This is a genomic window from Neptunitalea lumnitzerae (assembly GCF_027924185.1).
Taxonomy (GTDB): domain Bacteria; phylum Bacteroidota; class Bacteroidia; order Flavobacteriales; family Flavobacteriaceae; genus Neptunitalea; species Neptunitalea lumnitzerae.
In genome coordinates this window covers 50,718-63,274 of the sequence record NZ_BRVO01000005.1, presented here as the reverse complement: position 1 = coordinate 63,274, position 12,557 = coordinate 50,718, and the positions used below count along the sequence as shown (strand labels likewise).

Annotated in this window: 11 protein-coding genes; 2 read left to right on the top strand and 9 right to left on the bottom strand. The window is 31.4% G+C overall.

Translation table 11 applies throughout. From position 1 onward, the window contains the following. The 5 genes from Y10_RS16285 to Y10_RS16265 are packed head-to-tail and all read right to left on the bottom strand — an operon-like array spanning position 1 to position 6,348. Positions 1 to 996: a glycosyltransferase family 2 protein gene (locus Y10_RS16285; protein WP_281766486.1), complete on the bottom strand. Its 996-nt coding sequence runs from the start codon at positions 994 to 996 to the stop codon at positions 1 to 3. Then, positions 986 to 2,524, bottom strand: coding sequence for a glycosyltransferase family 2 protein (locus Y10_RS16280; RefSeq protein ID WP_281766485.1), 1,539 nt, complete (start codon positions 2,522 to 2,524; stop codon positions 986 to 988). The genes Y10_RS16285 and Y10_RS16280 overlap by 11 nt, the downstream gene beginning before the upstream one ends. Continuing rightward, the gene (locus Y10_RS16275; RefSeq protein WP_281766484.1) at positions 2,521 to 3,672 is read right to left on the bottom strand and encodes a glycosyltransferase family 4 protein; all 1,152 of its coding nucleotides are present in this window, start codon (positions 3,670 to 3,672) and stop codon (positions 2,521 to 2,523) included. The genes Y10_RS16280 and Y10_RS16275 overlap by 4 nt, the downstream gene beginning before the upstream one ends. Position 3,673: 1 nt before the next feature. Next, positions 3,674 to 4,933 carry an alpha-1,2-fucosyltransferase gene (locus Y10_RS16270; RefSeq protein ID WP_281766483.1) on the bottom strand — a complete coding sequence of 420 codons (1,260 nt, stop codon included), beginning with the start codon at positions 4,931 to 4,933 and terminating at the stop codon, positions 3,674 to 3,676. A gap of 23 nt (positions 4,934 to 4,956) precedes the next feature. Continuing rightward, positions 4,957 to 6,348, bottom strand: a complete 1,392-nt coding sequence (locus tag Y10_RS16265) for a UDP-glycosyltransferase (protein ID WP_281766482.1) — start codon at positions 6,346 to 6,348, stop codon at positions 4,957 to 4,959. A gap of 157 nt (positions 6,349 to 6,505) precedes the next feature. Here Y10_RS16265 and Y10_RS16260 point away from each other — a divergent pair, with 157 nt between their 5' ends. Both Y10_RS16260 and Y10_RS16255 read left to right on the top strand, forming a co-directional pair. Beyond that, entirely contained in the window at positions 6,506 to 7,384 is an 879-nt protein-coding gene (locus tag Y10_RS16260; protein WP_281766481.1) for an N-acetylneuraminate synthase family protein, read from the top strand. Between the two features lie 41 nt (positions 7,385 to 7,425). Continuing rightward, complete coding sequence (locus Y10_RS16255) at positions 7,426 to 8,190, top strand: hypothetical protein (protein WP_281766480.1); 765 nt, start codon at positions 7,426 to 7,428, stop codon at positions 8,188 to 8,190. Here the strand turns inward: Y10_RS16255 and Y10_RS16250 are convergent, their stop codons facing one another. The 4 genes from Y10_RS16250 to Y10_RS16235 are packed head-to-tail and all read right to left on the bottom strand — an operon-like array spanning position 8,191 to position 12,551. Then, entirely contained in the window at positions 8,191 to 9,351 is a 1,161-nt protein-coding gene (locus Y10_RS16250; protein ID WP_281766479.1) for an acylneuraminate cytidylyltransferase, read from the bottom strand. It abuts the gene before it with no gap. Between the two features lie 5 nt (positions 9,352 to 9,356). Further along, complete coding sequence (locus Y10_RS16245; protein WP_281766478.1) at positions 9,357 to 10,514, bottom strand: glycosyltransferase; 1,158 nt, start codon at positions 10,512 to 10,514, stop codon at positions 9,357 to 9,359. Beyond that, positions 10,498 to 11,580: a glycosyltransferase family 2 protein gene (locus Y10_RS16240; RefSeq protein WP_281766477.1), complete on the bottom strand. Its 1,083-nt coding sequence runs from the start codon at positions 11,578 to 11,580 to the stop codon at positions 10,498 to 10,500. Before Y10_RS16240 ends, Y10_RS16245 begins: the two co-directional genes overlap by 17 nt. After that, positions 11,580 to 12,551, bottom strand: coding sequence for a glycosyltransferase (locus Y10_RS16235; protein ID WP_281766476.1), 972 nt, complete (start codon positions 12,549 to 12,551; stop codon positions 11,580 to 11,582). Before Y10_RS16235 ends, Y10_RS16240 begins: the two co-directional genes overlap by 1 nt. Between the last annotated feature and the right edge of the window lie 6 nt (positions 12,552 to 12,557).

Below are 12,557 nucleotides of genomic sequence, written 5' to 3'. Positions count from 1 at the left end.
TTAGTGTGTTGGTTTGTTAATTAATAAACTAATACACCCTGCAACTCTACCCATAGTTTCAGTAAACGCTTCTTTTCTTTTAGAAGTGGTTATAATATTTGTAGCTCTTACCATGATAAGCACCCAAGTAATTGCAAACCACTTTAATTTTGCCTTAACCGACGGTTTAGGGTACTTTATACGCCAAACATACCAACCATTAATGGTTACCATTTTACCGTATTTGTATTTGTTTGGTCTGCCTGCCGCATTATGATAATGGTTGAGCTTTGCACTAGTGGCAATAACATTTTTACCAAAGGTCAAAGCTCTCAAACTAAAATCAGCATCTTCGTATAGTCCGTATCCTTCAAAATAGGTAGAGAACTTAATGTTTTTTAAAACATTAACTCTATACGCCATTGACATACCTACAAGCAAATCTACCTCATAAAATTTATCTGTTAAAGGGTACCCCATAGTTCTACCATGAGAATACTCAGGCATTTGACCTGGAGGCAAATGTGATGACAACCCTAAATAGTTTCTTGCCACATTTCTAGTACCCTCTTTACAAACATACCCTTCAAACTCATAATACTTTTTAGAATCGTAAAACACACCTTCCTTTTTCTCTTCCCACCTATTTTCATTAATAGCTACACCACCAACACCAGTAACATCAGGGTTGTTGTTGAATACTTTAATTACTTCACTAAAATAATCAGGTTCTAAAACTGTATCGTCATCTAAAAAGCAAACTGCTTCAATATCCTTATCTATCTTAGCTATACCAAAATTTCTTTGCTTAGTAAGTCCTCTTTGATCTGCTGGTACTTTATAGTACTTTAAATTTTTAAATGAAGTTGTACTAAAATACTCGTTGGTATCATCATCAGGAGAACCATCTATAATCAATACCTCATCAGGATATACTGTTTGGATTACTACAGATTGCATTAAGTGAGCAATAGCTTCTCTCCTTTTATATGTGCAAATAATTAAACTAAACTTCATTTCGCTTATCTAATTGTTGCGCCCAAAATATACTACGTTCCCACATTTTTTGAAATGTCTTATAATACGTAATCACATTTTTTATAGACTGATCTTTATAATACTTTAATAGTAAGGTTGTTTTATAAGAGTTTAACTGCTCTTGAGTACTATACTTTTTTCTAACATACATTACTGTAGGTGACGGTTTAGGTTGCAATTGGTCTGCATCCCATTCATGGACAAACTTAGTTCTAAACCCACCTGAAGGCGCATTCAAATGGATGATATCTAAATCTGCAAAGTAGATAGCGTCTTCTCCTATATTCCTAAGTTGTAAGCCAAATTCTGTATCTTCTCCATACCCAAACTCCAACGCCTTATTAAACTTTACTTTCTTTAAAAGTTCACACTTCATAAAACTATTTCCTGAACCAAAAAAAGGAGCCTGAAAATTTACCTGATACACTTTTTCTTCATGAGGCTTAACATATGATGCCATTAACACCTTGGTGCTGTATTGCTTTATGCGATTAAAAGCCTCTTCTAATAAATTAGCTTCAAACCTGTTATCATCATCATTTAAAAATACCCATTCACTGGTTACCTTACTTAAAGCCAAATTTCTAGCATTGCAGGCACCTGTAACATGTGTAAAAGTATGGTCTATTTCAAATGGCCATTCTTCCTTTGTTATATAATCTAAGTCTGAAACACTATCAGGTAGTGGGTTTTGCTCTACAATAATTACTTTTTTTGGTAAATGGGTCTGTTTTTTTAAATCTAATAAAACATCATACAAGTATTTTTTTCTTCCTAAAGTTGGAATAATAACGTCTATAGTTTTATTAGTAATAATGCTTTTGCTAGACGCTACTGATACACTTAACTTTAAATTCTTATGACCTGGTTTACTAACAAATAAAGCATTTAAAAAAGAAAACAATAAAAATTGTTTTTCATACATGAAGGTATTTAACAATAGAAAGCCTATCCAAACATTTTTATAATGTGTCTTTACAAATCTGAATAAAGTTTTATGAGATGCAAATGTTGAACTTACACTTACCGCTTCTTTTAGCAACTTTGGTTCTGAATAGCATAATAACCCTAAAGGCATATAGGTTTTAGCTACAGAATTTAAGAAATAATCAAAATCGTGTTCTTGATAAAAAGCATCATCTATTTGATTAAGAACCGAAGCAGAAGTTGCACCTACCAAACTACTCATTTGCCAGGTTGGGTAAACAACCTCCTTATTCACATTTATAAAAGGCGATTCATCAACATAACCTATTTTACTACCTAGATAATTACCATTAGGCTGATAGGAAACAAACATGGAATTATGATGTACCAAATTAGATATGTTGTCTACATCTAATACATCCTTTACTTTTTCGCTGCACCATACTACTAGCTCCTCAGGAAATTGAGAGGCCACGCTCTTCAACGTTTGCACTATAGATTTCCCTGAGTAACCATTAATAGCGCCATCTTTATATGCTATAGTTGTTACCGCTGTATGTAAATGGTATACTATAATCATGATAAAATTTCTTCGTAGTATGCTATGTTCTTGTCTACTTGTTTTTTAATATCAAATTTTTCAGTTACGTACTTTTTAGCCTCTACTCCCATTTGCTTGCAAAGCTCCTTATCTTTCAATAAGGCTACAATACGCTCTGCATACAAATCATGGTTAGAAGGATGCACTAAGTAACCACTTTTTCCATCTTCCATTAGTTCCTGCGCCCAACCTATATTACTATTTACAACCGGTTTTTGCATAACCATTGACTCTATAGTTACCATGCCCAAGGTTTCAGCATATGTGGGAAAAACACAAACATGAGCTTTTTTAACCAATTCACTTATTTCTGTATAAGGTACTCTACCTAAATAAGTAACGCATCCCTTCACTTCTTCACTCATTTTATCTTGCATCAATTGCCAAGTTGAGTTTGCTCCCGTTCTAATATCAGGTGCATCACTACCAGCCATTAATAATTTGGCATTTGGATACTCTTTTACAACTTTTTGCATTATTTCAGGTAACTCTAGTACTCCTTTTTTTCGTATTAAAGTTCCCATATACAAGACTAACCCTTCCTCAAAATCATCTGGACTTGGATTATGAAACTTCTCCAACTCAAGTCCGTAATGGATAGTTCTAACTTCTTTATCCTTTATTTTAAATAACTCTTTAGACACCTCCCCCGCAAAGGTTGTTGGTGCTATATAGCTATGTGCATTTTTTACTGCTAAACTTTCAAATAATTTATTTTTAAACTTTTGCTTTCTACCTTCAATATGACAAAAATATGCATCACTACCATGAAAGCGAATTACCAATGGAACTGGAAAATTCATCAAAGCTGTAATTCCTGTCCAATCTGGTGCCTCTATTAGTTGTATATGATCTTTCTTAATTTTATCATTTACAAATTGCTCTATATGCTTTCTGTTATAATAAAATCCCAACTTAGTAGCAGGACTTTTAATACTATATAAAGTCTGATTACCCTCAGTTATAACAAAATCTTTCTGCTGCCCATACACAAAAACAGAAACCTTTATTTTTTCACTTAAATTTTCTACTAAATTATACACACTAGTACCCAAGCCACCATCATGGCCAAAAGCCTTATGCGGATAATGAGATACAATATAACCTACATGTGATAGCGCTGCCATTTTATCTGTATATTATTTTTTTTACTGTTTTTTTAAGTTGTATTTCCTTCTTCTTAAGGTACCTTTTATAACTAAAAGTATAACCTCCTACATTAACAAATAACCCCACCATACTTTTTAAAGCAAGCACTGTAATATTTGAATATTCTTTATTTTTAATTGTACCTATAAGAACTTCTTTGTTACTCTCAAAGTTGAAAACGGATGAAAAGAAACCAAAATCATACGAGTTATATATGAACTCCTCATAATTATAAGGTTTCGAAATTTTCACTATAGCATGATTACTATATATGTTTCCTGAAACCGATTTTTTAAAATTAAGCATATAATACACTAATGGAGGTAGTACATATGCTTTTAATAACTCTACTGTAATCTCAGATTTAGCATTACTCAAATCATAAAATGCATTGATATATTCAGAAAGTTCAACTGTATTTATTCCTGATCTAACCTTTATAGAGTTTAACGCTACTTTTGCGCTTAAAAAATCATGCTTAATCCATCTCTCAGGAAAATAATCTTTATCATTTAATTCCTGAGCTTTTGCTCCTCTAAAGTTCTTAATAGGTGTAATCACTTTAGAAGTTTCCTTTTCTCCTAACCAAGCAGACCACCATGAAAAAGTTGAATTACTAATGATAAAATCATCACATAAACTTCCTAAACATAATTGTTCAACTGCATTCAAACTATCTGCAAAAAAGGCATTCTCTAAAAATGAAAAGTGATATTTACAGTAATCCAAATCGTCACTTAACACAATTAAATTTTTGGTACGCAACCAATCTGGAAAATACGTATGTAAACTGCTTATAAAATATTGGATAGGTGTTTGATAATAATCAGCATGATTTACAAAATCACCTCGCCTAATAGATATTAAAATAGTTTCCTTTTCAAAAGCCTGTGCATATAAGCTCTGTATTTTAGTAATAAACCCCTTTTTAAAAGTAAAATAATGTTTGGTTTTTGCTACATCAAAATACTTTTCTGTTTGCAACCATCCTTCTAAATCATAATTTGTAGCCTCATTAAGCTCCCAATCATGGTATTCATATAACTTTTCTGTTCTATGCTCAAAAGTCTCGTTCTCAATATCTATAGCGGGCAATTCATATTCAAAATATTCTTGATATTTCCATGCAGAAAAACCATAAGATACCTTATGCTCAGATGCTATACCAATAGTAGAAGCTATTTGAAACAACTGATTTCCTAAATTTCCCTTTCTTCCTATCTTACTAAAGGTTAGCATAAGCTATATCTTAAAAAATCAAATTATATAATACTTTTGATAGACCTCCAAATATTCTCACATGCCTTAGTGGGAGTATCGCCCACAATAATACGAAACCAATCTTTGGTAACTGGAACCGGATTTACTTTATTGTCTATAAGAGCTTTTACTTTATCTTTTAATTCTTCCTTATTTAGAGCCCAAACTACAGCATCTTCTGAAGGCATTGATCTAAAATGTACATAATGATAATTTTGCCCAATATCTCTTATTCCCTCTTTTAGCTGTGGTTGCTCATAATTATAATAAATACAAGGCTTGTCATGGGCCACAAAATCAAATACTGTAGAAGAACATACATTAGTTACTAGTTCTGTATGCTTACATACATTTACTAACATACCAAAATCTTCTTTTGATGGTGCTATTTCATTCCAGTTCTTACCAATCTGTTCCCATATAGGTTCTATATTAACTACTACGTCAGAATATGTATCAAGAACTTTTTTATATCTATCAGTAAAGTCTACAGGACATTTTCTATAAATAATACCTAAATTATACCCATCGTCATTTAGACTACGTACCGATTTAGCTAAATCTTCTAGATAATATTGATCTAAAGGAGAGGTAGTTTCATCATCGCCAGAAAAACAAATATATCTTTTCTCAGTATCTAACCCATGTTTTTCAAAAAACACTTCTCTAGGGATTACCAATGATTCATCAAAATGAGGCCCAAACTGCGGTGTACCTGTAACTACTATCTGCTCTTCTTTTATAAAAGGATAATACTGTAATAATTCACCTTTCATATGGTCACTCCACACATAATAATAATCTGTTTCTACCACTAACATAGCCTTAGGCACATTATCCCAAGAGTAAATAAAGGTTACAGTAGGAATCCCTAAATCTTTAGCTGCTAATAAAGGTGCAATAGCTTGAGTAGCACGTTGGCTAGTACTCATTACTACGGCTGGTTTATGCTCCTCTAATTGTTTTTTACAATATTGATATTTGGTAGTAGAACGCTCATATTCTTTTATTTTCTCTCTAATATACTCAACACCTCGCTCAGAAGAGTTTAGACCTATTAGCGTTCTAATCAATGCCGTTTTAATTTTATTATTAGCCCCCTTAATGTTAAATGGGAATTTATACATTTGATAAACGCTATCGGCAAATTTCTTTGTCCAAACGTTTAATTCAGCTCTTTTTCTAACCCTACTATATATAGGCGTAAATTTATGAGTGGTTTGATCTTCTATCACTACTTCATTATATCCTAATCTTTCTTTAATAGAAAAATTAGTATTATTCCAATACCACACATCTATTCCCTGGCGCTCGCCTTCTTCTTTGAAATCTGTCAGTGCAAAATTTCTTAACCCAATACCATCAGGAAATAAAACAAATACTTTTTTTGACATTCTTGGTTGTTAGTTTACTCTTAAAGGTCAAAAATAAATATTTATGTTATTCTTATTTATTATTTTTAGATTAAAAGTAAATTATTGAGGATATATTGAATTTGTCCTTAGATATCTTATATATATATTTGCCCACAAGAATTTTATCTAAAATTTAATGGAAAACAATACCTACAAAAAACCTTTTGTTATTGCTGAGATTGGATGTAATCACAAAGGAGACATGGAAATAGCAAAAGAGCTGGTTAAAGTGGCTAAAATATTCTGTAATGCTGACGCTGTTAAGTTTCAAAAGAGACATAACAAAGAATTGCTAACAGAAGAGCAATATAACGCACCACACCCTAACCCAACGAACTCTTATGGAGACACCTATGGTGCTCACCGAGAGTTTTTAGAGTTTTCTGTAGAACAACATCAAGAACTTAAAGATTTTTGTGAAGAAATAGGTATTGTATATTCAACCTCTGTATGGGATACTACATCTGCAAAAGAAATAGCTTCTTTAAATCCTGAGTTTATTAAAATCCCTTCTGCATGTAATAATCATTACGAAATGTTAGGATGGCTATGTGATAATTATAAAGGTGAGATTCATATTTCTACAGGAATGACCTCTAAAGATGAAATTGACACATTAATTGCCTTTTTTATTGAAAAAGATAGAAATAAAGATTTAGTTGTTTACAATTGTACTTCTGGCTACCCTGTTCCTTTTGAAGATGTTTGTCTTTTAGATATTACTTTACTTATAGATAAGTATGCAGATAAAGTAAAACATATAGGATTCTCTGGCCATCACTTAGGTATTGCAGTAGACATAGCAGCATATACATTAGGGGCTAATATTATTGAGCGTCATTATACATTAGATAGAACATGGAAAGGTACAGACCATGCTGCTTCTCTAGAACCCATGGGGCTAAGAAAACTTAAAAGAGACCTTAGTGCTGTTTATGAAGCATTATCTTTTAAAAACAAAGATATTTTATCTATTGAACAAGTTCAAAGAGATAAACTTAAATATCGCAAATAAAAGTAACACCTTGTTAATCAACCATGTATATCTTGTAATAAATGAATAATTTAAAAAAAACTTATGGTAATCTAAAAAAAAGTGTTTTACGGTTACAAAATAAAGTAGCAGGAACTAAAGATTACACCAAATTTGCCATTGTTACAAGATCTCGTACTGGGTCTACTTTACTGACCTATTTACTAAATGGGCACCCTAATGTGATGTGTAAAGATGAAATCTTTAGAGATTTAGGGGCGCAAACCTCTAGAGAAATTTGGGACAATTTCTTTTCATTTCAACCGAAAAAAATTAAATACTGCGGATATAAAATATTTTATTACCACCCATTTTCGGAAGATAAAGAAGTTTGGGATTTAATGAAAAAGGATCCTAATTTTGTAATTATTCATCTTACGAGAAAGAATTATTTAGAGGCTTTACTATCTCAAAAGATTGGAGAAAAAACAAGAAAATGGACAGCTAATTCTAACAACCCTGATAATTTTCAGTTAGAAGATAAGAAGGTATCTATAAGTTATCAAGATTGCTTAGCTACTTTTGAAAAAATAAGCAATTATGAAAAGAATACTAAAATAACATTTAAAGACAAGCTGTTTATTGAGGTTGATTATAGTGAAATTCTAAACGACAAGCAAGCTGTTACAAATAGACTACATACTGCCTTGCAATTACCAAAAGAAAAAATAGAGACCAACATAACAAAGCAAAATACAGAGAAAATAACTGATTTGCTTATAAATTACTATGAGCTTAAAAAACAATTTGAAGGAACTCAGTGGAGTTATATGTTTACTGAAGATTAATTAATCAAACCTTTCATTATATCTTATAATCCACTCACAAGCTTCTCTTATAGCCCCATTCCCTGAATCAGCATTCATAAGTACATCTGCATAAGGTTTTACTCTTTCTGTAGCATTATGAGGTACTAAAGCCCAACCTACACTACACAAATTAGCCAAATCATTTACATCATCTCCCATGTAAGCTATATGAGCTAAATCTAGGGATTCTTTCTTGACTATATTTGCTATTAATGCATATTTATCCTTTACACCCAAATATACATCTTCAATTTTTAACTTATTCATTCTTGCTGCTACCAAGGCAGAATTTTCAGAAGTCATAATAATAACTTTAATATTATCTTCTCTTAGTATTTCAAGCCCCATTCCATCTCTCATATCAAAAGATTTTGTATGCTCTCCATCTGCTGTATACGTAATACATCCATTTGTAAAAACACCATCTACATCTAACACTAAATGCGTTATTCTACTTGGCTGCCTTCCTTTTTTAAGTCGTCTAGCCAATAGTTTTTCAACTATAACCCAATCTTCTTTTGAGTCTATTTCTGTTAATGACTCTTCAGGCATTTCTACAGTTGCTATATTACCACTTATGCGATTCTTACTTTTACTAAAATCATTTTTTGTAGTACAATAAACAGCTCCGTTCTCTATTAGAAGTCCTTTAAAATCTTGTCTGCGAGGTCTATTATAAATATCATAATTATCGGCACCTTCATTTGCTGTCCAAGTAAACCTATGAGTTTTAACCACCGTTAAAGCAGCATTATAATTTTGTTCCGCTACTTTATTTACACATGAATTTATATCTGTATATAAGGTAAATGGAGAAGTAGCTTGCAACAAACAAATAACATCAAAATCGAAATTTATCATTTCACTAAATTCAAGCATTGCCGCTTCTGTAGAAGCCGTATCCGAAGCATTTTCTTCTCCTCGTAAAATACCTTTTACTTTATTAGTCCAATGATATTCCTTTTCTATAAAAGCTATTATTTGATCATCATCTGTAAAAACATACACCTCATCTAAATCAGAAAAAATAGCTTCCTTTAACACCCAAGTAAACAAAGGTCTCCCAACCATTTTCTTTTTATTCTTATTAGGAATTCCCTTAGACCCTTTACGTACTGGTATAACACCAACTTTTTTCATGATATTTATATTTTTTCAGAAACTGAATTATACTTTTTAATAACTTCTTCTTTTACATGAGTAAACTCCCAATTTTGGCTTAGCTTTTCATTTTCAAGTGTAATACTTTCATATTTACCCTTAAGTTCTCTCAATGCCATAGTCAAAACCATCTTAATATGGTCAACATTCTCACACTCATCTATTAAATAACCATTCTCAGCATGCTTAATCACCTCTTCGGTTACACCTCCAGGATTAGATTGCACAGGAATAACTCCCATACACATTGCTTCTAATAGTGTATTAGGCATTCCGTCAGAATTACTGTTCCCAATATACAAAACAGCCTCTCCCATTAGTTTTAATACCTCTTCGTGCTTAACACGTTTGTAAACTTGAAGATTTTCCCAATTATGAAGATCTGAATTCTCTACAAACTGAACAACTTCTTCCGCCGCCCCAAATATTGTCAAACCAAAATCTTCAACTTCATTTTTAATTCTAAGCAATGCCTTTAAAACCTCAACTGCTCTACCTGACCTTCCTTGATACCCTTTAATCAAGATTACATTTCTCTCCTTAAAATCCTTTTTAAGATCTTTCATTAAAGAAAAATCAAATCCACCACCACCAGGATATACTCCTAAAAAATCACCTTGAAATCCTAATTTTTTAGCTATAAGAAAATCTCTACGACAATCAGCGAATAAATAATTTACCCGAGGTAACACACGTTTTATATCTTTTAAATAAAGCTCATCATTTTGAAAATAAAAAAGATCACTACCCCACGAACTATAAATCCAAGAAATATTATTATACTTTTTCATCACTGAAATAATAGGAGTGCATGAAACATATAAGGCAAAACTATGCACCATATCAGGCTGTATTTTTTTTAATGTTTCCTCAAAAACCTTCTCTGTACTTCTATCGTTTACTTTCTGAATAGTATTATATATCCCCTCAAAATTCTTTTTTATAAAACTTCTTCCAGGATAATCAAATTTTCGCTTCCAATTTGTAATTTGATGAACCCAAGATATTTTTTCAATTGAATTTCCACCATCGACTATATCAAACCAATATACTTCAAAATTTGTGTTTTTTAATTGACTAACCCATCTAAAAAAGTGAAGTGTAGGCATAGAAACCATTAAAATTTTAATTTTTGGTCTCATACGGAACTATTTTTAAATTTATAACACCCTTGTTCCAATCAATTGTATACTTATAAGAAGATAATCGATGCGTACTTATTATCATTGAAAGTAATAAGTTATTAGCCTCCTCTATTGAAAATGAACTGAAATGCTTTTTACCCAGCATTTTTTTAATCTTATTCTTAAGGGTTTTTGAAGTAGTATCTTCTTTTATATTAATGTCTATAGAAGAATTTAACTCTGGGAGTACTCCATAAACAAAAGCCTCAAAGCTATTTTGTAATGTAGTCAGATTAATAACTTTCTCAGGCCTCTCTAATTTCTGAAGCTGAGTTTCTGAAGGTAATTCACCCCATCCATAATTTAAATTCGCAACAGTTTTTTTGTTGTTTAATTGCTGCCACATATAATCATGATTCACTTTCTCCTGTCTCGTATGAAAAGGAGCTGTACTCTTTTTAGTTCTATAAGATTTAGGATGCCATTGATGTTTGACTAACAACTCTTCCTCGTAAAACTTAATACCGTACCCAGCATTTTTTAACCTCAAATGTACGTCTGTATCTTCGGCTCCCCATCCATGATAAAATTCATCATAACCGTTTATACCCTTTAATATGTCTGTTTTATATAATGTAGTACCTGTAACGTCACCATTACCTAAAAATTCAGGAACATAGCCTTCAAAATTCTTATCCAAATCTGTTTCTTCTTTCGATAAAAAACCATATTGAAAATAGACACAATCGTGTTGTCTCATAAAAGACTTACACCTAGAAATCATTTCAGGATGATATAACAAATCGATATCTCCCATTAAAAAATAAGGAGTCTTACATTTTTTTAAAGCAATATTAATTGCTCTACTCTTATTCCATAGCTGCCCATTAGTTGCAACATATATATAATTTGCAAAAGATATATTGTTCGCTAACTCTTTAAAATCCTTTGCAAACTTAACATCACTTCCGTAGTCTACTAAAATAAGTTCAAAATCCTGATCGGTTTGTCCTTGTAAGGAGTCCAAACAACGACGAACAATATTCAAATCTCTATTTCTATATGTTAATACAATCGTCAGCATTATAATTTTAAAAGATTTTTGAATTTGGTATCCCCTTTACGAATTATTCGAAACAACAAGTAAAATAAATGAATTCTATAAAGCTTCAATTTCATCAATAAAGAATTATCATTGTTATTTTCATGTATGAATTTTAATATCTCATCGCTCAATTTAAATTTTCTTTTTGAAACGCAATATCTAAAAACACCTAAAATTGACTTTAAGACAACTAAGTTAACCTCTAAATTAAGAGGATCAAATTTTAATATTCTCCTCCTCACCTCCAAATAAGAATCTAAATACTTCTCTATTTTAGGATAAAAATTTAAAGTTATTGAAATATCAGTTTTTCGATAAAAAATCAAAGGCTCATTAATATAAGCATACTCAGCCTGCTTAAATAAATACTTAGAATTAAATTCTAAATCTTGGGATTGCTTTAATTTCTCATCAAATAAATTATTTGGGTCAAGAAATGTTCTTTTCCAAATAATTGTTGGAGAGCCTAGTGACACACCTCCTCTAATATATGACACAAATAAATCTTGTTTTTCTTTAAAAGCTTGTGTTGTTTTTAGCCAATTTACCTTCCCTTGACGATCTATCTGAAATGCTCTCATCTGGCACAAGCAATAACATAAATTTTGATTCTTCATAAAAGCTTCCATTTTCTTCTCTAGAAGACTTGTATGCATAATATCATCACTATCAAACCAATTTATATAACCCCCTTTACTTTTGGTAAAACCATAATTTCTTGCACCATTACCTCCTGGTAATATTGTATCCGGTCTTTTATAAAATTGAAACCTACTATCTTTTAATTGATACTCTTTCATCAAATCAAAAGTATCATCCGAACTACCATCATCAATAACAATACACTCCCAATTAGAGTAAGTTTGATTAAAAACACTGTCAAGGGTTTCTCTCAATAAGTTTGCTCTGTTATAAGTAGGAATAATAATAGATACTAAAGGTAAATTCATAGGAGA